17 protein-coding genes are annotated in these 17,255 nt (G+C 72.8%); 6 read left to right on the top strand and 11 right to left on the bottom strand.

Annotated features, from left to right (window positions below; translation table 11 throughout):
- Window positions 1-23: 23 nt before the first annotated feature.
- Window positions 24-971, bottom strand: coding sequence for a Bug family tripartite tricarboxylate transporter substrate binding protein (locus HNQ09_RS02680; RefSeq protein WP_184025024.1), 948 nt, complete (start codon window positions 969-971; stop codon window positions 24-26).
- 211 nt (window positions 972-1,182) lie between these two features.
- Here HNQ09_RS02680 and HNQ09_RS02675 point away from each other — a divergent pair, with 211 nt between their 5' ends.
- Window positions 1,183-2,802: an ATP-binding protein gene (locus HNQ09_RS02675; RefSeq protein ID WP_184025022.1), complete on the top strand. Its 1,620-nt coding sequence runs from the start codon at window positions 1,183-1,185 to the stop codon at window positions 2,800-2,802.
- A complete protein-coding gene (locus HNQ09_RS02670) occupies window positions 2,799-3,494 on the top strand; it encodes a response regulator (RefSeq protein ID WP_184025020.1) in 696 nt (231 codons plus the stop codon). The genes HNQ09_RS02675 and HNQ09_RS02670 overlap by 4 nt, the downstream gene beginning before the upstream one ends.
- A gap of 43 nt (window positions 3,495-3,537) precedes the next feature.
- Here HNQ09_RS02670 and HNQ09_RS02665 read toward each other — a convergent pair whose 3' ends face one another.
- Genes HNQ09_RS02665 through HNQ09_RS02650 form a run of 4 tightly spaced genes read right to left on the bottom strand, consistent with a single transcriptional unit; the run spans window position 3,538 to window position 5,962 of the window.
- Window positions 3,538-3,954 (bottom strand): inorganic diphosphatase, encoded by a 417-nt coding sequence (locus HNQ09_RS02665; protein WP_184025210.1) that lies wholly within the window; start codon window positions 3,952-3,954, stop codon window positions 3,538-3,540.
- A gap of 11 nt (window positions 3,955-3,965) precedes the next feature.
- A complete protein-coding gene (locus HNQ09_RS02660) occupies window positions 3,966-4,355 on the bottom strand; it encodes a hypothetical protein (protein WP_184025018.1) in 390 nt (129 codons plus the stop codon).
- Between the two features lie 46 nt (window positions 4,356-4,401).
- On the bottom strand, window positions 4,402-5,094 hold the full coding sequence (locus HNQ09_RS02655) for a 16S rRNA (uracil(1498)-N(3))-methyltransferase (protein WP_184025016.1): 693 nt from the start codon (window positions 5,092-5,094) through the stop codon (window positions 4,402-4,404).
- Between the two features lie 10 nt (window positions 5,095-5,104).
- Window positions 5,105-5,962 carry a 50S ribosomal protein L11 methyltransferase gene (locus HNQ09_RS02650; RefSeq protein WP_184025014.1) on the bottom strand — a complete coding sequence of 286 codons (858 nt, stop codon included), beginning with the start codon at window positions 5,960-5,962 and terminating at the stop codon, window positions 5,105-5,107.
- Window positions 5,963-6,044: 82 nt separating this feature from the next.
- Between HNQ09_RS02650 and proC the strand changes: the two genes are divergently transcribed.
- From proC to msrA, 3 genes are all read left to right on the top strand, one after another.
- The gene (proC, locus tag HNQ09_RS02645; protein WP_184025012.1) at window positions 6,045-6,836 is read left to right on the top strand and encodes a pyrroline-5-carboxylate reductase; all 792 of its coding nucleotides are present in this window, start codon (window positions 6,045-6,047) and stop codon (window positions 6,834-6,836) included.
- Window positions 6,837-6,927: 91 nt separating this feature from the next.
- On the top strand, window positions 6,928-7,677 hold the full coding sequence (locus HNQ09_RS02640) for a TSUP family transporter (protein ID WP_184025010.1): 750 nt from the start codon (window positions 6,928-6,930) through the stop codon (window positions 7,675-7,677).
- A 104-nt stretch (window positions 7,678-7,781) separates the two neighbouring features.
- Window positions 7,782-8,336: a peptide-methionine (S)-S-oxide reductase MsrA gene (gene msrA / locus HNQ09_RS02635; protein WP_184025008.1), complete on the top strand. Its 555-nt coding sequence runs from the start codon at window positions 7,782-7,784 to the stop codon at window positions 8,334-8,336.
- A gap of 42 nt (window positions 8,337-8,378) precedes the next feature.
- Here the strand turns inward: msrA and HNQ09_RS02630 are convergent, their stop codons facing one another.
- Together HNQ09_RS02630 and HNQ09_RS02625 are read right to left on the bottom strand one after the other, a co-directional pair.
- Entirely contained in the window at window positions 8,379-9,191 is an 813-nt protein-coding gene (locus HNQ09_RS02630) for a GNAT family N-acetyltransferase (RefSeq protein WP_184025002.1), read from the bottom strand.
- Window positions 9,188-9,820, bottom strand: a complete 633-nt coding sequence (locus HNQ09_RS02625) for an MOSC domain-containing protein (protein ID WP_184025000.1) — start codon at window positions 9,818-9,820, stop codon at window positions 9,188-9,190. The genes HNQ09_RS02630 and HNQ09_RS02625 overlap by 4 nt, the downstream gene beginning before the upstream one ends.
- Window positions 9,821-9,966: 146 nt before the next feature.
- On the opposite strand from HNQ09_RS02625, the gene HNQ09_RS02620 reads away from it, so the two are divergent.
- The gene (locus HNQ09_RS02620) at window positions 9,967-11,562 is read left to right on the top strand and encodes a phospholipase D-like domain-containing protein (protein WP_184024997.1); all 1,596 of its coding nucleotides are present in this window, start codon (window positions 9,967-9,969) and stop codon (window positions 11,560-11,562) included.
- A 268-nt stretch (window positions 11,563-11,830) separates the two neighbouring features.
- Here HNQ09_RS02620 and ispH read toward each other — a convergent pair whose 3' ends face one another.
- The 4 genes from ispH to HNQ09_RS02600 form a co-directional block, all read right to left on the bottom strand.
- Window positions 11,831-12,826: a 4-hydroxy-3-methylbut-2-enyl diphosphate reductase gene (ispH, locus tag HNQ09_RS02615; protein WP_184024994.1), complete on the bottom strand. Its 996-nt coding sequence runs from the start codon at window positions 12,824-12,826 to the stop codon at window positions 11,831-11,833.
- A 74-nt stretch (window positions 12,827-12,900) separates the two neighbouring features.
- The gene (locus HNQ09_RS02610; protein WP_184024991.1) at window positions 12,901-14,400 is read right to left on the bottom strand and encodes a phospholipase D-like domain-containing protein; all 1,500 of its coding nucleotides are present in this window, start codon (window positions 14,398-14,400) and stop codon (window positions 12,901-12,903) included.
- A 116-nt stretch (window positions 14,401-14,516) separates the two neighbouring features.
- Window positions 14,517-16,190 carry a glycerol-3-phosphate acyltransferase gene (locus HNQ09_RS02605; RefSeq protein WP_184024988.1) on the bottom strand — a complete coding sequence of 558 codons (1,674 nt, stop codon included), beginning with the start codon at window positions 16,188-16,190 and terminating at the stop codon, window positions 14,517-14,519.
- 10 nt (window positions 16,191-16,200) lie between these two features.
- Entirely contained in the window at window positions 16,201-17,220 is a 1,020-nt protein-coding gene (locus HNQ09_RS02600) for an NAD(P)/FAD-dependent oxidoreductase (RefSeq protein WP_184024985.1), read from the bottom strand.
- Between the last annotated feature and the right edge of the window lie 35 nt (window positions 17,221-17,255).

Here is a 17,255-nt window from a genome sequence, read left to right as displayed (position 1 = left end):
TGCGCCGCCCCACCGCTCCGGGCCTACTTGACGAGGCCGATGTCTTTCAGGATCGCCCGCGTGCGGCTCTGCTCCAACTTGAGGAACACGTCGAACCGGCTGCCGCTGAGGTACAGGTCGGTCCAGTTGCGGGTCTTGAGGGTGTCCTTCCATTCCTTGCTGGCGTGCAACTTGTCCATCGCGGCGACCAGGGCGGCCTTTTCGCTCGCGCTGATGCCGGGAGGCGCCACGATGCCGCGCCAGTTGGCGAGTTCCACGTTCAGGCCCTGCTCCTTGAAGGTGGGCGCAGCGATGCCGGGCTGGCGCCTCGCCGAGGAGATGCCCAGCAGCCGCAGTTTGCCCGCCTTGATCTGCGCCTCGAACTCGCCGTACCCGGCCACGCCCGCCGCGACTTGGTTGCCCAGCAGGGCCGCCAGCGTCTCGCCGCCGCCGCTGAAGGGCACGTAGTTCATCTTCCTGGGGTCCACGCCCGCCGCCTGCGCCAGCAGCCCCACCAGCATGTGGTCGGTGCCGCCCGCGCTGCCGCCCGCGAAGGCGACCCCGCCGGGGTTGGCTTTCCAGGCCGCCGTCAGGTCCTTCATGGTCTTGTAGGGGCTGGCGGCAGGCACGACCACGACCTCGTACTCGCCGGTCAGCCGGGCGATGGGCGTGACGCGCGAGAGGTCCACCTTGCTGGCGTTGGTCTGCACCGCGCCGACCATCACCAGACCCATGGTCATCAGCAGCTTGTCCTCGCCCCGGGCGTTGTACAGCTGCGCCAGGCCGATGGTGCCGCCTGCGCCCGGCACGTTGTAGACCTGCACGGGCCGCACGATGCCCTCGCTTTGCAGCACCGTCTGGATGGCGCGCGAGGTCTGGTCCCAGCCGCCGCCGGGGCTGGCCGGGGCCATGATCCGCAGCCCCGAAAGGTTCTGGGCAACAGTCAGGGGAGCGAGGGAGAGCAGCAGGGCCAACGACAGCACTTGTTTCATGGGTCCTCCGGGGAGTGCGGGTCCGTCGCGGCCGCCGCGCACATTTCTGAGCTGTAAGAGCCTCTTCACGGTACTCCCCGTTGCTGGCCCGCGCAAGGTTTTCCAGCGTGCCACACGCCTTTTTTCGTGACCGGAATGCACGACCGTGAACGCAATGCACGCAAGGGGAGAGGGCCGCCCGGTCCCGGCCTAGAATGCGGGGGACACGGCTATGACCTTTCTCGCCCGCTCCTGGCTGGCCCCTGCCCGGCGGCATTCCCGTCCAGGGTTGCAGGGGAGGTTGGTGCGGCTGCATCTGCTGGTGCTGTGCGCCATGACGCTGCTGCTGGCGGGAGTGCAAACGGCGCACCTGTACGGGCAGGCGCGCGAGCGGCTGGGCGAGCGGGCGCTGACCGCCAGCCGCCTGGTGGCCCGGCTGCCGGCGGTGGTGCGGGGCGCGGAGGCCGGGCGGCAGAATCCGGCCCTGAATGCCGAGGTCGAAACGCTGCGCGCGGCGGCGGAGGCCGACTTCATCGTGGTGGGCAACCGCCGGGGCATCCGGCTGGCGCACCCGGTCGCCTCGCGGCTGGGGCAGCCCATGGAGGGCGGGGACAACGGGGAACCGCTGGCGGGCCGCGAGGTCGTGAGCGTGGCGCGCGGCAGCCTGGGCCGGAGCGTGCGCGGCAAGGTGCCGGTGTGGGCAGGCGGGCAGGTGGTCGGGGTGGTGAGCACCGGCTACCTGCTGCCGCAGGTCTGGCACCTGGTCGGGCAGGCGCTGCTGAGTCTGGCGCCCTGGTTCCTGCTGGCGCTGGGGCTGGGCACGGCGGGCGCCGTGTGGGCGGCGCGGCAGCTGCGCGCCCAGATCCTGAACCTCGAACCCGAGCAGATCACGGCGCTGGTGGGCCAGCAGCGGGCGGTGCTCGCCGCGCTGCGCGAGGGCGTGATCGCGGTGGACGCGGGCGGCCTGATGACCCTTGCCAGCGACCGCGCCGCCGAGGCGCTGGCGGCTCCCCGGTTGCCCACGCCCCTGGCCGCCGCGTGGCCCGAACTCGCCCTGCACCTCGCGGCGGGTGAGGCGGCGCGCCAGCAGAACGTGGAACTGATGCTGCGCGGACAGCCGGTGCTGGTCAATGTCGAACCGCTGGAGGGCGGGGGCTTTGTCGCCAGCTTCCGCGACCGGGCCGAGGCGCTGGCGCTGGCCGACGAACTCACCCACGCGCGCGGCTTCGTGGACGTGCTGCGCGCGCAGACGCACGAGTACCAAAACCGCCTGCACGTCCTCTCCGGCCTGCTGCAACTGGGCCGCCCGGAAGAGGCGCTGCGGGTGCTCAGCGCGGAGATCGAGCAGGGGGCGCAGTTCCGGGGGCTGCTGCGGGGCGTGCAGGTGCCCCGGCTGGTCGCGCTGCTGGCCGGAAAGCGCGAGCGGGCGCAGGAACTCGGCATCGCGTTCGAGGTGGCGGCGGAAAGCAGCCTGTCGCCCGCCTGGGAGCGGCACGCCGACACGCTGGTCACGGCGGTGGGCAACCTCACCGAGAACGCCTTCGAGGCGCTGGGCGGGCGGCCCGGCCGCGTGACCGTCTTGATCGGGGAGGACCCCGACGGCGCCCAGATCGAGGTGGAGGACAGCGGCCCCGGCGTGGCCCCCGAAGTCGCCGCCCGGCTGTTCACGCGCGGCGCGAGCAGCAAGGGCGAGGGCCGGGGCTACGGCCTGGCGGGGGTCCACGCCCGCGTGCTGGCCCTGGGCGGCGAGGTGAGGTGCACGCGGCGGGGAGAGCGCACCGTCTTTCAGGTGAACCTGCCGCCGCCCGCCCGGACGATCCCCGCGCCAGCCCCCCTGGCGGAGCAGACATGAGCCGCGTGCGGGTGCTGCTGGTCGAGGACGACCTGCGGGTCGCGCGGGTCAACCGCGACCTGCTGGAACGTGACGAGGGCGTGCATGTGGTGGGCAGCGCCGCCACGCTCGCGCAGGCGGACGCGTTGGCGCAGGCCCTGGAGCCTGACCTGATCCTGCTCGACGTGCATCTGCCTGACGGAAGCGGCCTGGGGCTGCTGCGGCACTGGCGCGCGCAGGGCCGCACGACCGACGTGGCGCTGATCACCGCCGCCGACGACGAGGCCAGCGTCCGCACCGCGCTGGCGCAGGGGGCCTTCGACTACCTGATCAAGCCCTTTACCGGCGCCCGGCTGGCCGAAGTGGTCGCCCGGCACCGCGCCCGCCGCACGCCGCTCGCGGGGGGGCGCGGCCCACTCGGCCAGTCGCAGCTCGACCGCCTGCTGGGGGTCAGCGGGGGGGCGCCCGAACCGCTGCCGCGCGGCATCGATCCGCATACCCTCGAACGGGTGGCAGGCGTGCTGGACGCTGCCGCTGCCGCCCTCAGCGCCGAGGAGGTCGGGGACCGCGCGCAGCTCTCGAGGGTCACGGCCTGGCGCTACCTTGAACACCTCGTCCGGACGGGCCGCGCCAGCCTGGACCACCAGTACGGTCAGGGTGGGCGCCCCGCCAAGCTCTACCGCGCGCGCGAGTCGGCCCCGGCCGAGCGGTAGGGGAGGAAAGACAGGGACCCGCAGCGCACAGGCGCTGGCCCGCTCAGCGGTCCGGCGCCCTGTCTTCCGTGTTGTCCAGCGACGCGAGCCAAGCTGCCGCCTCCTGCGGGCCGAGCAGTTCCGCGCCGCGCTCGGGGGCGAACCACGCCAGCAAGGCGAGCAGGTCGCCCCCGTGGTGTTCCTCCAGATCACCGAAGATCACCTTGTGGTCGCCGTCGGTCAGCCGCAGCAGCCCGGCGGGAACGGCGCGAACGTGGGTACCCACCGCCAGCGCCTCCCCCAGCCACACGGCGTCCACCTCGCTGCCGTCGGCGGGGTTGCGGGTGCCCGGCAGGCAGCCGTAGTTCACCGGGGCGGCCCAGGGTTCCTGACGGTAGGGGAGGACCTCGCCCTCCGCCCTGCTGCCGCGCCAGACGAAGCGCTCCACGGTGCCGCGCGTCCACTCCACCACGCCCGTCATCTCCGCGCCCGTCACGGCTCGACCTCGTACAGCTCGACCTGCCGCAGCACGTTGCCCCCGAAGGCCAGCACCGCGCGGTAGGCCCCCGCCTCCGGCGCCTCCAGCCGGAAGGTCGCCTCGCGCTGCGCCGCGTCGAGGTACACGCTGTCGCGCCCCAGCTCGCGCCCGCTGTCGAACCACGCCACGCTGAGGTAGCCCGGCTCGAAGCGGCCCTCCACCCGCGCCCGCAGCACCAGGGCGCCGCCCTCGCGGGTCAGGGCCGCGCTCGTCACGCGGGTGGGCAGCGCGACCTCGGCGGGCGCCGGAATCAGCGGGAGATAGGTGTAGCGGCAGCCCACCAGCAGGGGCAGCAGCAGGCCCGCCAGCAGCAGCGGGCGCAGGGTGGGGGAGGGCCGGACCATGCCCGCATTGTAAGAAGGCCGGGTGAGCGCCGGGCGCGGTGGACCGCTAGACCCCGGTCGCCACGATGGCCCCCAGCAGCGCCAGCGGGGCCGTCTCCGCCCGCAGGATGCGCGGCCCCAGCGTGACCGCGACCGCTCCCCGCGCCGTGAGCGCCGCGACCTCGGGGTCCGAGAGGCCTCCCTCCGGGCCGCTGAGCACCGTCACGGGGGCCTGCCAGCTCAGGTGCTCGGTCAGCCGCTCCCGGCTGCCCGGCTGCGCGACGAACAGTTGGCCCTCCCAGCGCCACTCGGCCAGCGGCAGCGGCGCGAGCACCTCCGGCGTGACGGCCCGGCGCGACTGCTTGCTGGCCTCCTGGGCGATCCGGCGCAGGCGCGAGAGCTTTTGCTCCCCGATCTCGCGGGCGTCGGCGTGGCGGGTCACGAGCAGCTGAATACGCGCCGCGCCGAGTTCGGTGGCCGCGCGCACCACGTCCGCGAGCTTGTCGCCCTTGAGCAGCGCGACCGCCAGCGTGACGGGCTGCGGGGTTTCGGCGGTGCCCATCAGCGCCTCGCCCAGCGTCAGCAGCGCCCGCGCCTCGTCCAGCGCGGTCAGGGTCGCCTCCGCTTCCGCCCCCTGCCCGTCGAACACCCGCAGCGAGTCGCCCGCCCGCAGCCTCAGCACATGCAGGTGCCGCGCCTCGCGGGGGCCGAGGGTCATCTCGGGCGCCAGCGCGTCCACCCGGACCCGGTGAGGAGCCACCGTCCGGCCCTCAGCGCGGCGCGCGGGCCGTCACGCGCGCCCACTCGCCGTCAACGGTCTCCTGCACGTCCCCGAACCCCTCCCGCGCCAGCGCCGCGCGCACCAGGGGCAGCTTGACGGTCAAGATGCCGGTGAGCACCAGCACCCCGCCGGGCACCAGATGCTCGGCGTAGTCCCCGGCCAGCAGGTCGTGCAGCTCGGCGTAGAGGTTGGCGACGAGGACGTCGTAGGCGTCCACGCCCTCCTCAGGAAAGGTCAGCGCGTCCTGCCCCTCACCCACTTGGCCCAGCCCCAGCGTGCCCTCCTCGAAGCGCACCCGGCCCGCCGGAACCCCGTTGATCTCCGCGTTCTCGCGGGCGATCGGGATGGTGATGGGGTCGATGTCCACCCCGAAGGCGAAGCGGGCACCCAGCAGCGCCGCCGCGATGGCGAGCACGCCGCTGCCGGTGCCCACGTCGAGCACCCGCGCGCCCTGCCCGCCTGGCCCCAGCGCCTCCAGCCCCAATTCCGAGAGCGCCTCCACCGCCAGCCGGGTGGTCGCGTGGTGGCCGGTCCCGAAGGCCATGCCCGGCTCGATCACCAGCGGGGTCTGCCCGGCCGTCACCTCCTCCCGCTGCCACGGCGCGACGATGGTGATCCGGCCCGCGACCACCGGGCGCAGCGTGCGCCGGAACTCGGCCTGCCAGTCCTGGTCGGCCTCCTCGCGCCACTCGCCGTCCGCCAGGGCAGCGGGCAGCTCGGTCCGCGCCTCGAAATAGGCGCGGATCACGCCCGCGCGTTCCTCCAGGCCGGTCGCGCCCGCCTCCCACAGCAGGTCGAGGTCGTGTTCGCGGGTTTCCAGGGTGCCGGGCAGGTGGTACACGAGCATGGGGGAGAGTCTAGGGCCTGGGGCCGCTTCCCGGCTCCTCTCCAGGCGAGCCACGGCCCACCCGCCCGCTACACTCTCCCCCATGAGACTCGCCATCGTCGGCGTCGGAAAACTCGGCCTCGCTCTGCTGGAGGGTGTCCTGGCGCGCGGTGTGATGCCCGCAGGGGACATCGGCCTGCTCGACGCCAATGCCGCCCGCGTGGCCGCCCTCGCCTCGCGCACCGGCGCCCACCTGATCGGCGAGTCCGACCTCAGATACGCCGAGCGCATCCTGGTCAGCGTGCAGCCGCGCGTGTTTCCGGGCATCAGCGAGGGGCTGGCGCAGGAGAATGCCGGGTACATCAGCACCATGGCGGGCGTCAGCACCGCCACCCTGGGCCGCCGCCTGGGCACCAAGCGCGTGGTGCGGGTGATGCCCAACCTCGCCGCCACCATCGGGCGCAGCCAGACCGCGATCACGGCCCCGCGCGAGGCGGAACTGGCGGGCGACCTGGCCTTCGCGCACTCGCTGTTCGGCGCGGTGGGCGACGTGTACGACCTCCCCGAGCACCTCTTCAATGCCTTTACCGGCATGAGCGCCTCGGGACCCGCCTACGCCGCCGTGGTCGCCGAGGCGCTGGCCGACGGGGGCGTCCGCATGGGGCTGCCGCGCGCCCTGGCCAACGAACTCGCCGCCAAGCTGCTCGTCGCCAGCGGCGAACTCCTCCAGCAGCGGGCGCACCCCGGCCTGCTCAAGGACGAGGTCTCCAGCCCCGGCGGCACCACCATCGCCGGACTGGAGGTGCTGGAGGCGGCGGGCGTGCGCGGGGCGCTGATGGGCGCGGTCGTGGCGGCCACCCGGCGCGGCAGCGACCTCGGGAAGGATCAGGAGTAGGAAAGCGGTCAGCCGTCATCCTTCAGCTTTCAGCAGGCACGGAGCCTGAGCACCAGCTCCCGGCCTGCTGACGGCTCCTATACTGCCCCCCGTGCCCGGCCCCGAAGTGCTCCTCTACGGCCTCCCCCTCGCCTTTCTCGCCGGGTTCATCGACGCGGTGGCGGGGGGCGGCGGCACCATCACGCTGCCGACGCTCTTTTTCATGGGCCTGTCGCCCGCGCAGACGGTCGCCACCAACAAATTGCTCGCCATCTTCGGGTCGGGCAGCGCGACCGTGCAGTACTGGCGCAAAGGGCACGTGGACCGGGCGCTGGTGTTGAGGATGATTCCGCTGGCCCTGGTCGGGAGCGCGCTGGGCGCCTTTCTGGTGCGCTTCGTGGACCCCGACGCCTTTCGCACCCTGGTCGGCGTGGTGATTCTGGGCGTGGGCGCGCTGGTGCTGGCGAACAAGCGCTTCGGCCTGGAAGACCGCTACCCCGGCCTGACCGCCCGCACGCTGGCGCTGACGCTCCCCGGCGCCCTCATCATCGGGATGTACGACGGCTTCCTGGGTCCCGGCACCGGCACCTTCTTGATGTTCCTGTTCGCGCTGGTGGGCTTCAATCTGGTCCGCGCCAGCGGCAACGCCCGCACCATCAATTTCGCCACCAACCTCGGCGCCTTCCTGTTCTTTTTAATCGGTGGCCAGATGGTCTGGTGGATCGGGCTGCCGATGGGCGTGGCGAACGCGCTGGGAGCCACCCTGGGCGCCCGCATGGCGATGCTGCGCGGAAGCGGCTTCGTGAAGGTGATGTACGGGGTGATCGTGGTGCTGGTGGCGGCGCGGCTGCTGACCCAGTGAGGAGGTGGGGTGAGGAGGTGGGCACTGGCCGTTCTTTTCCCGCCACCGCCCCAACCGTGCCCGATCCCTCCCTGCCGTGCCCCCGCAGGCGGCAGAATCCGGGCATGATTTCCCAGAGCGGCGAGCAGAGGCAGCAGGCGATCCTGGCAGGCGGGTGCTTCTGGTGTACCGAGGCCGTGATGCAGGATGTGCGCGGTGTGCTGAAGGTGGAAAGCGGATACATCGGGGGGCAGACCCCCACCCCCGACTACGAGAGCGTGTGCAGCGGCCGGACCGGGCACGCCGAGGCGGTGCGGGTGACTTTCGACCCCTCGCAGGTGAGCTTCAAGGACCTGCTGACGCTGTTTTTCGCCACCCACGACCCCACCAGCCTCAACCGGCAGGGCGCCGACGTGGGCACCCAGTACCGCTCGGCGGTCTTTCCGCTGACGCCCGGGCAGGAGCAGGAGACGCGCGAGGTGATCGCGGACCTGACGGCGCAGGACGTGTTTGGCCGCCCCATCGTGACCACCATCGAACCGGCCAGCGAGTTTCACGTCGCCGAGGCCTACCACCAGAACTACTACGCCCGCAACCCACGCCAGGGCTACTGCATGGCCGTGATCGCCCCGAAGGTTTCCAAGCTCCGCAAGGAATACGGCGACCGTCTGCGGGCCTGAACCTCGCGGGTGGGCGGGTGCTCGATTCCGCCGGGTTCTGTCCTACGGACGGGTCCAGACGTAAGGTGTCGTGGTCGTGATGGGCAGCAGACCGCTGCGCTCCAGGATGGGCCGCGAATACGCCGTGCAGTCGCTGTAGAGATACCGGACCCCACGGTCCAGCGCCGCCTGTGCCCGCGCGGCGGTCAGTGCCCGGTAGATTCCTCTGCCGCGCCACTCCGGGAGGGTGCCCCCGCCCCACAGGCCCGCGAACTCCGTGCCGGGCACCACTTCCAGGCGGCCCACGCAGACGACCTCCTGGGCCGTTTCGGCGACCCACAGCTCCACCTGGCCGCGATTTTTGTCCAGACGCCGCAAAAAGTCCTCGACTCCAAAGGGGAAGCCGAACGCCCGGCTCTGCGCCTCGGCCGCCCGGACCACTTCGGGAAAGGGGTCGGGCAGATGGTCGATGCGGCGCACGCGGACGCCTTCTGGCAAGCCGGGCGGCTGAACGAGGTGCCGGGCCTCACCGGCCATGACGGTCTCCTCCTCCTCCGGTTGGAAGCCGTGCGCCTGGAGCCGGGCAGCGAGGTCGGCCGGTGCGTCGTGCCCCCGCGTCTTCCATTCGGCGGAAGCGATCTGGGGGTCGGCGGCGTAATGGCTGACCGTTCGGGCGATCAGGGCATCCAGGGCCTGTCCGGTGTAGCCCTCCAGGGAGCGGTAGGAGACGAAGCCCCGGTCGCCGAACTTCCCGCGCCACAGCGGCCCGGCGCGGTCGTAACTGGTGGCCGACGCCATCTCGGCCCCCTCACGCAACTGGGCGTCGTAGGCGGCCAGCAGGCGGCGCTTTTCTTCCTGGCGCTGCTGCGCCGTCATCTGTCCAACAGCTCCTCCACGCCCCGGCGCAGGCGCGCGCCCAGCGGGTAGCCCAGCCAGCGCTCCAGCTCTTCCCGCGCGGGCGCGGGGCCGAACCACAGGTCGAAGGTGTCCACGACGCGGGGCGCTCCGGCGGGGGCGGCCTCGCGGGTGACCGGGTCGCCGTGGCCCAGGTCGCCCGCCTCCAACACCTGGGCGTAGAAGCCGGGGCGGCGGGCGGCCGCGAAGCGCTTCACGAAACCCGCGTCGCCCAGGCGGGCACCCAGCGTGCCGCAGGGAATCCGGCAGGCCGTGACCTCCAGCAGCACGGAACCGGCCCGGAAGCGCTCACCGACCTGGACCTCCGCCGATTCCAGGCCGCTCAGCAGCAGGTTCTCGCCGAAGGTCCCCGGCTCCAGGGGGCGGCCCAGCAGCTCGGCCCAGTGGTCGTAGTCCTCGCGGGTGTAGACGTAGACAGCCTGATCGGGGCCGCCGTGGTGTTTGCGGTTCATCACCCGGTCGCCGTCCAGCCCCGCCGCCGTCACCCGCACGCGGCCCGGCACCGGATGCTTGCGGATGCCGCTCACGACCGTGCGCCCCCCCACCTGCACGGCGGTAGGCTGGCCCACGTTCACGCTGAGGATCTTCATGGACGCAGGCTAGAGCATCCCGGCGGCGGCAGGTCTGGGCCGGCGCGCCCCGCCCGCCTGGGCCTCCCTCATGGCGCCTTCAGACTCTGGCCGGGCCAGCCCTCCCCGCGCCGGAGACAGGGCCGCGCGGCTCTATCCTGCCTGGAATGTCCGCCGCCGTGCCCTCCCGCCCTCTCGCGTGGCTGCTCGCCCTGCTGGTGCTGCTGGCGGGGCCGTGGCCGGGCGCCGGGGCGCGGGGGCGGGTCTTTCCCGGCGGTCTGACCGTGGTGAGGGGAGCGCTGCCCCCGCCCGACCTCGCGGCGCTCGACGGCCTGGGCCTCAACCGCTGCCCGCCACCGGAGGCGCCGCTGGACCGCCTGCTCTACGACCGCACGGTGGGCGAGGGCGCGGCGCTGAGCTGCGGCAACCGGATCGACGGCCTGCTGCACTTTCCCCAGGCGCACCCTTTCCAGGCGGACCCGGCGGGGGGCGCCCAGCCGCGCACCTCCCAGGCCCAGGGAGGCTTCGGCGCGCTGTACGCCCGGCTGCGCCAGACGAGGCGCGAGCTGCTGATCGCCAACATGGTCTGGGATGACGGCCCAGAGGCCCCCGGCGCCGGGGTCGCGCGGGTGATCGCCGAGCTGCGCCGCGACCTCGCCGAACACCCGGACCGCTATCCGGCGGGCCTGACCGTGCGGATTCTGCTGGGCAACACCGTCCGGCTCGACGCGCTGCTCGACCCCACCGCCAGCGCCTACGCGGCGGCGCGGCACCTGCTGGCGGCGGGCGTGCCGCTGCTGGGCGACACGGTGCCCGGCTGGCGGCTCGAACTCGCCAACTACGCCTACGCGCTGCCGCACAGCCACCTCAAGCTGGTCGTGCAAGACGGCGAGGCGCTGCTGGCGGGCGGCTACAACATCAGCTTCTTTCACGTGCCCGCAGGCCTCCCCGGCGGGCTGGACCTGACCGACCTCGCGCTGGCGGTGCGCGGCCCCGCTGCCCGCCACGGGGCCGCCGCCTTCCGCGACAGCTGGGAGCTGAGCCGCAGGCTGAGCTGCCGGGCCGTGCCCACCCCGCAGACCCTGCGCCGCGACTGCGCCTTCAGCGCGCCGACCGACCCCTACCCGCTGCTGTGGCCCGGCCCGGCGGCCGCCGCCGGAGGCGCCCACGTCTATCCCCTCTACCGGCGGCGCAGCTATCCGGACGCCGACGAGGCGGTCACGGCGCTGTTCGGCGCCTCGGAAAGAAGCATCGACCTGATGCAGTCGCAGATCAGCGGCACGTTGGGGTGCCTGGGCGACCTCGCCGAGGAGCCGGGGTGCCCGCCGGAGCGTCAGTTGCCGGTGTGGCGGGCGGTGGTGGGGGCGGTTCGCGAGCGCGGGGTCACCGTGCGGCTGCTGCTCGATTACGACCCCCTGCTTCAGGCCGAGACGCTGGGGCTGCTGCGTGGGCTGCACGCCGAACTGGCCCCGCTGGGGCTGGCCGGGCACGTCCAGGCCCGCTGGTACGGCCCGGCGGGCGGCCTGCACACCAAGGCCGCCCTGATCGACGGCGCGATGCTCACGGTGGGCAGCCAGAACCTGCACCATTCGGGCTTCGGACCGCTGGGTCTGAACGAGTACACGCTCGCCACCAGCGATCCCGGGGCCATCACCGAGTACAGGCAGATGTTCGCTTTCGAGTGGGCGCGCAGCCGGGCCATCGTGGCGCCGTGGTGGCTGCCCGCCGGTCCGCCGTCTCCGGTGCCCGCAGCAGACGAGTAGACCCGGCGCGTGGAGTGAGGAAGGCTACGGATTCCGGAACTCTCCCCAGCTCTCCAGGGCCACTTCCCGACCGGACTTCCAGGGCGGCGGGGCAGAAGGCGCAGAGGACGTGCGGGTTGGACGGTGTGGACTCGCTAAGCTGCGCCGCAAAGGCCCCTCTGACGTTCTTTTGAAGGGATGGAAGTCGTGGGGGAGGCAGCATCCTCCAGCCCTCACCGGAGGTCCTGACCTCTACGCCTCCGTGCTCAGCCGCCCTCGACCGTTCCCCTCACTGCATGGTGCGCGGCAGATTCTCGGTCGGCAGGATTTTCCTCGGCTCGCGGAACTCGATGTTTTCCCACTCGCCCTCCTCGACCACTTCCAGGGCGGGATTCAGCGCGCGGAAGTGCGCGACCACCCGCTGCACGAGGTCGTCAGGCGTGCTCGCCGCGCTGGTGATGCCCAGCGCCTTCACGCCGCCCAGGTCCAGGCCCGCCAGGTCGGCGTCCGTCTCCAGCCGCTCGGCCCGCCCGCACAGGTCCCGCGCGAGTTCCAACAGGCGCATCCCGTTGCTGGAATGGGTGCTGGTCAGCACCAGAAAGGCGTCCACCCCCGGCGCGATGGCCTTGACCGCGTCCTGGCGGTTCTTGGTGGCGTAGCACAGGTCCTCGCTGGGGGGCACCACCAGCGCCGGGAAGCGGGCCTTGAGGATGTCCACCGTGCGCCGGGTGTCGTCCACGCTCAGGGTGGTCTGGGTGAGGACCACCACCCGCGCGGGGTCGGGCACCTCGACGGTGTGTGGGTCGTGCAGGCCCTCGCCCGTCTTGCCGAGGACGCCCACGATGATGGTGTGCTCGGGCGCCTCGCCGCGCGTGCCGATCACCTCCTGGTGCCGGGCGCTGTCGCCGATCAACAGGATGGTGTAGCCCTCGCGCGCGTACTTCTTGGCCTCGGTGTGGACCTTGGTCACCAGCGGACAGGTCGCGTCGATGGTGGCGAGGCCCAGCGTCCGCGCCCGCTCGCGCACCGCCGGGCTGATGCCGTGGGCGCTGAACACAACCGTCTCGCTGCCCGCCGGAAGCGCCGTGATGTCGTCCAGGCTCTCCACGAAATGCACGTCGTGTTCGCCGCGCAGCCGCTCGACCACCGTGTGGTTGTGGACGATGGAGTGGTAGACCGTCACCGGCCGGTCCTCGGCCCGCGCGGCCTTTTCCACCGCGCCGATCGCCATGACCACGCCCGCGCAAAAGCCGCGCGGCTTGGCAAGGTGGATGCGTTCAACCATGAAAAGGCCCCGACATGCCCCCAGTGTAGGCGGGGGCTGCGGGCGAGAGGGTGCGGGAAGTCCCGGAGCGCCTCTCAGCGGGGGGGAGCCTGCACGTTCCGCATCCACCACTCGGGGGGCGCCTCGCGGGTGTGGTTGTTCCACATGTCCGCGAAGCTCGCCTGCTGCCCCGCCACCGCCGCCGGGTCGCTGGTCGCCAGCACCGCCTCGTTCAGCCCCAGCGGTCCCCAGGCCGAGAAGTGGAAGTTCATGCTGCCCACCAGCACCATCCGCCCGTCCACCGTCAGCGCCTTGGTGTGCATCCGGCGGGTCACGTAGCGGGCCTCGAAGCGGTCCTCGATTCCCCGGCGCCGCGCCTCAAGCCGCAGCAGGGCGATCCCGCTGCGGTTGGACACCCGGTCGATCCAGTCGCCCACGGTCAGCACCCGGACCTTGACGCCGCGTTCCATCGCGTGCAGCACGGCCTGCATGTACACCGGCCAGCGATCCACCGGGCACTCGTCGGGGTCGAGGTACGACAGCCAGCACTCCAGACGCGGACTGAAGTTGACCTGCATCAGGTCGATCTCGCGGCGGGCCTGCCCCAGCAGCGCGAGGTGCGCCCGGTCGGCCTGATCGAAGCCGGGGCGGCGGTAGAGCAGGAAGGCGCGAGCGGTTCCCGACGGCTGGACCCGGTGCGCGGAGGCCGGGTGGACCGGCGGCTCGGGGGCGGTCAGGCGGCAGCGGCGGGCCACGTCGTCCGCAGTCACGCCCGGCGGGCAACCCACCTGCCGCGAGAGCCGCCACAGGTCGTCGAACACCGCCACCCCGTCCTGGGCGACCGGACCGCGCATCCGCAGGCCAAGGTCTTGCAGGTTGCGCTCGGGCTGGCCCACCCCAGGCAGGTGAACGTCGGTGAAGTTGTAGCCCGCCACGGTCAGGTCCACCCCGTCGATCACGTGCAGCTTGGCGTGGCTGTGCGGAAAATAGGGGTAGTTCGCCACCGCGAGCTGCCAGCGGTTCGCCGGATCGCTCAGCGGCACGCCCAGCCGCCGCAGGTCGCGCACCAGGGCCAGCGGCTGGGTCGCGCCGTCGTCGCGTTTCAGGTCGGGGTAGCCGCCCAGCGACACCCGCACCGTCATGCCCTGCGGGTAGGCCGCCGGGGTCGCGCGGACCTTGCCGTACAGGTCGCGCACCGCCTGCGCGAAGGTCCAGCCGGGATGCCCCTCGCCCGCCTGCCATTCCATGCTGGCGAGCAAAACCTCGCTGCGGGCCTGGCGAATCTGGGAGGCCGTCACGTCAAAGGCGTCCGGCTGGGTGGACGTGCGCGGCGTTCGCAGGTAGCCCACGAAGGCGTTCGCGCAGGACAGGTCGGGCCGCCTGCCCCCCTCCGTCGTCACCCGCCATAGGGCGAGGTCCAGCGGGTCGGTGGGGGCGGCGCAGGTCAGGGCGCCCGCGTTCAGCGGCGCGGGAGGCAGCACGCCGCCCAGGCCCAGCGGCAATTCGGCGGCCCCCGCGCCGCCGCTCAGGGCGAGGCCACAGGTGGTCAGCAGGGGAAGCAGAAAGCGGCGCAGCGGCCTGGGGACGGCAAACATCGTTCCGGCAGGATAGGGCGCCCGCCTGACCCGGCAGGGTAAGTTTGCTGACGGGCCGTGAAGGTTTCCGGGGCAGGCGGGGTGGGGGCCTGCTGCGCTCAGGCCACCACCAACGCTCAGTCCACCACCGTGAAGCCCAGCCGCTCGGCCTGCTCCACGAAGAAGTTGATGTTCTCGGTCAGCGTCTGCGGCCCCAGGCTCTTGCGGTGGTGCTCGCCGGTCGCGGCGATGATCAGCGTCTCGGCCAGGCAGGCGGGCACCGCGCCCTCCCCGAATTGCAGATCGATGTTGCTGGTCATGCCGCCGGGGGGCCGCACCACGCCGCCCGGAATCAGCCGCACGCCAGGAACCTCCAGCACGCTCTCGTGCGCGTCGGCGGGGCGGCCCTCGTCGAAGATCCAGGTGCCGGGCTTCACGTGCTCGGGGAAGATCACCGGGTTGGGGTCCGAGGTCGCGCTGAAGATCAGGTCGGCTTCCTTCAGCGTGTCGTAGCTGGTGGTGGTCACGATCTCGGTGTCCTTCGCTGAGCGGCGCAGGGTGGCGGCGCTGCGCTCCAACCGCCCCAGGTCGCGCCCGATCATGATGACCTTGCCGACCTGCGGGGCGATGGTCCGCGCGATGCCGAAGGCAACCACCCCGTTGGCCCCCACGATTCCGGCGGTTGCCTGCCGCAGGTCGCGGCCCGTTTCCCCGAAGTGGCGCAGGATGCCGGGAATCGCCGCCTTGATGGTGCCGCTGGTGTACGCCCCGCCGTTGGTGATGGTGATCTCGGGCACGGCGGCCTGCACGTCCACGCCCTTGCCGCCCACCACCGACCAGAAGGCCCCCAGCCCGAAGACCTCGGCGCCCAGTTCGCGCGCCAGCCGGGCGCCCTCGATCGCGCGGCGGGTCGCCAGCTCGGGGTCCGAGGAGAACACGTCGGGCAGCAGCGGGCTGCTCAGCAGGTAGCAGCGAATTTCCTTGCCTCCCACCGTCTTGATGCCGTGCAGCTCGCCCACCTTCATGGGACGCACCTGGGCCGCCATGTGGCGCACGCTGGCCTCGCTGAGCAGGCCGCGCTCGACCAGCGGCTTCATCCAGGCGAATCTCCGCGCCGACCAGAAGTTCTCCAGGTTCATGGGGTGGATCATGAAGGCGGCGACGACCTGATCGTCCCGTTTGCCCGCCAGCGGCACCTCGCCCAGCGAGGGCGGCTCGGTGCCGTCCAGCAGGCGGCCCAGGTTCTCCTTGAAGCGCCACGCGGCGGCCACCAGCAGCCCCAGGGCGCCCAGCTTGGCCGGAACCCCCAGCGGCGAGACGGCCACCAGCGCCGCGAACGCCAGCAGGCCCACCAGCGTCGCCGCGCTCGCATAGCCCCAGAAGCCCAGCACCGCCGCGTAGACGACGATCGGCGTCACGGTGAGCCACAGGCTCAGGCCGCCCGCCACCGACAGGCCCGCCAGCACACCCAGCAGCACCAGATTGCCCCGCCCGCGCGGCGGCGTCTCGCCGTACAGGAAGCGCGGCGGGTTGAGGTGCCCCAGGTACGCCGCCAGCGCCGCGAGCACGCACAGCTCGGGCGATCCCAGCGCCGAGGCCATCAGCACCGCGAGCAACCCCTTGCCGAAATCGAGCGCCGCGCTCGCCGCCGCCAGCCCCGGCCCGACCCGGCGCAGCACGTTCTCCACGCCCAGGTTGTACGCGCTGTTCAGGCGCGGGTCGACGCCCAGGCGGGTCAGCAGCCAGTGGCCCAGCGGCAGGCTTCCGACCCCAAACGCGACGACCAGCAGCAGCACGGACAGAAAAGCCATAAGCGGCATTCTAGCCGGGTTGCCGCTCCCCCCCGGGCCGTGCCGGAGCCGGGTAGCCGCCCCGCTCGCTGCTGTGGCCCGGCCTCACCTTCAACCCGGGCTGGACGTGGTGCGCGGCGTGGTTGGCGGCCAGCGCCGCCTGCGCAAAGGCCAGCGACAGCAGCTTGAAGTCCCCGCCCGACTCCGCGAGGTCGCCCACCACGTACACGCCCGGCAGCGCGGTCTGCCCGCCGGGGCCGTCCGGCACGTACTCGCCCTCCCAGGCCAGCGGCCAGCCCAGCAGCGGGGAGAGGTCGGGGAGGTAGCCGTTGAGGACCAGCACGGTGTCGGCGGGCAGGTCGAGCGTCTCCCCACTCACACTCAGGGTGGCCCCGGTCGGCGTCAGGGCCTCCAGCACGGCAGGGGCGAGGACCTGCACCCGGCCCGCCTCCCGCTCGGCCTCCAGCCGCGCCAGCGTCCCCGGATCGCCCCGGAAGCCCGCCCGGCGGTGGGTGAGGGTCACGCTCGCCCCCGCCCCGGCGAGGTCCAGCGCAGCCCGCGTCGCCTGCGGCACCCCGCCCACCACCAGCACCCGCCGACCCGTCAGGTGGGCCGGGTCGGGCAGGTCGGCCCGCACGTCCGGGTGCGTCTGCGCGCCGGGCACCCGCACCTCACGCGGCAGCAGCGCCCCCAGCCCGGCCGCCAGGATGACCGCGCCCGCCGGGTAGGCCGCCCGGTCCGTGCCGACCCGCCAGCCCCCCTGTTCGTCCGGCTCCAGCGTGCGGGCCACCTCGCCCAGCCGCAGGTCCACCCCCAGCGGGGCGAGCTGCGCCTCCAGCGACCGGACCAGCTCGGCCGCCCGGACCTGCGGCGACCCCGGCGCGTCGTAGACCAACTTGTCGGGGTAGAGGGCCGTGAGTTGCCCGCCCAGCTCGCCCCGCGCCTCCAGCACGCGCACGCTCAATCCGCGCCAGCCTGCGTAAAAGGCCGCGTACAGCCCCGCCGGGCCGCCGCCGACCACCAGCACGTCCGTCCGGGGAGCGTCTTGCATGACAGAGTATGGCAGGGGGGCCGGGGCGCATTCGT

This window comes from Deinococcus budaensis (assembly GCF_014201885.1).
In the GTDB taxonomy this organism is placed as follows: Bacteria; Deinococcota; Deinococci; order Deinococcales; family Deinococcaceae; genus Deinococcus; species Deinococcus budaensis.
Note: the sequence above shows the minus strand (reverse complement) of the source record. Positions and strands in the feature narration are given on the sequence as shown.

Bases quoted from the DNA above. Each gene is read 5' to 3' on its own strand.
- msrA (WP_184025008.1), top strand. From the start codon at position 7,782: ATGATTTCCCAGAGCGGCGAGCAGAGGCAGCAGGCGATCCTGGCAGGC.
- HNQ09_RS02600 (WP_184024985.1), bottom strand. From the start codon at position 17,220: ATGCAAGACGCTCCCCGGACGGACGTGCTGGTGGTCGGCGGCGGCCCG.
- HNQ09_RS02670 (WP_184025020.1), top strand. From the start codon at position 2,799: ATGAGCCGCGTGCGGGTGCTGCTGGTCGAGGACGACCTGCGGGTCGCG.
- HNQ09_RS02625 (WP_184025000.1), bottom strand. From the start codon at position 9,820: ATGAAGATCCTCAGCGTGAACGTGGGCCAGCCTACCGCCGTGCAGGTG.
- HNQ09_RS02680 (WP_184025024.1), bottom strand. From the start codon at position 971: ATGAAACAAGTGCTGTCGTTGGCCCTGCTGCTCTCCCTCGCTCCCCTG.
- HNQ09_RS02610 (WP_184024991.1), bottom strand. From the start codon at position 14,400: ATGTTTGCCGTCCCCAGGCCGCTGCGCCGCTTTCTGCTTCCCCTGCTG.
- HNQ09_RS02630 (WP_184025002.1), bottom strand. From the start codon at position 9,191: ATGACGGCGCAGCAGCGCCAGGAAGAAAAGCGCCGCCTGCTGGCCGCC.
- proC (WP_184025012.1), top strand. From the start codon at position 6,045: ATGAGACTCGCCATCGTCGGCGTCGGAAAACTCGGCCTCGCTCTGCTG.
- HNQ09_RS02605 (WP_184024988.1), bottom strand. From the start codon at position 16,190: ATGGCTTTTCTGTCCGTGCTGCTGCTGGTCGTCGCGTTTGGGGTCGGA.
- HNQ09_RS02650 (WP_184025014.1), bottom strand. From the start codon at position 5,962: ATGCTCGTGTACCACCTGCCCGGCACCCTGGAAACCCGCGAACACGAC.
- ispH (WP_184024994.1), bottom strand. From the start codon at position 12,826: ATGGTTGAACGCATCCACCTTGCCAAGCCGCGCGGCTTTTGCGCGGGC.
- HNQ09_RS02660 (WP_184025018.1), bottom strand. From the start codon at position 4,355: ATGGTCCGGCCCTCCCCCACCCTGCGCCCGCTGCTGCTGGCGGGCCTG.
- HNQ09_RS02675 (WP_184025022.1), top strand. From the start codon at position 1,183: ATGACCTTTCTCGCCCGCTCCTGGCTGGCCCCTGCCCGGCGGCATTCC.
- HNQ09_RS02665 (WP_184025210.1), bottom strand. From the start codon at position 3,954: ATGACGGGCGTGGTGGAGTGGACGCGCGGCACCGTGGAGCGCTTCGTC.
- HNQ09_RS02620 (WP_184024997.1), top strand. From the start codon at position 9,967: ATGTCCGCCGCCGTGCCCTCCCGCCCTCTCGCGTGGCTGCTCGCCCTG.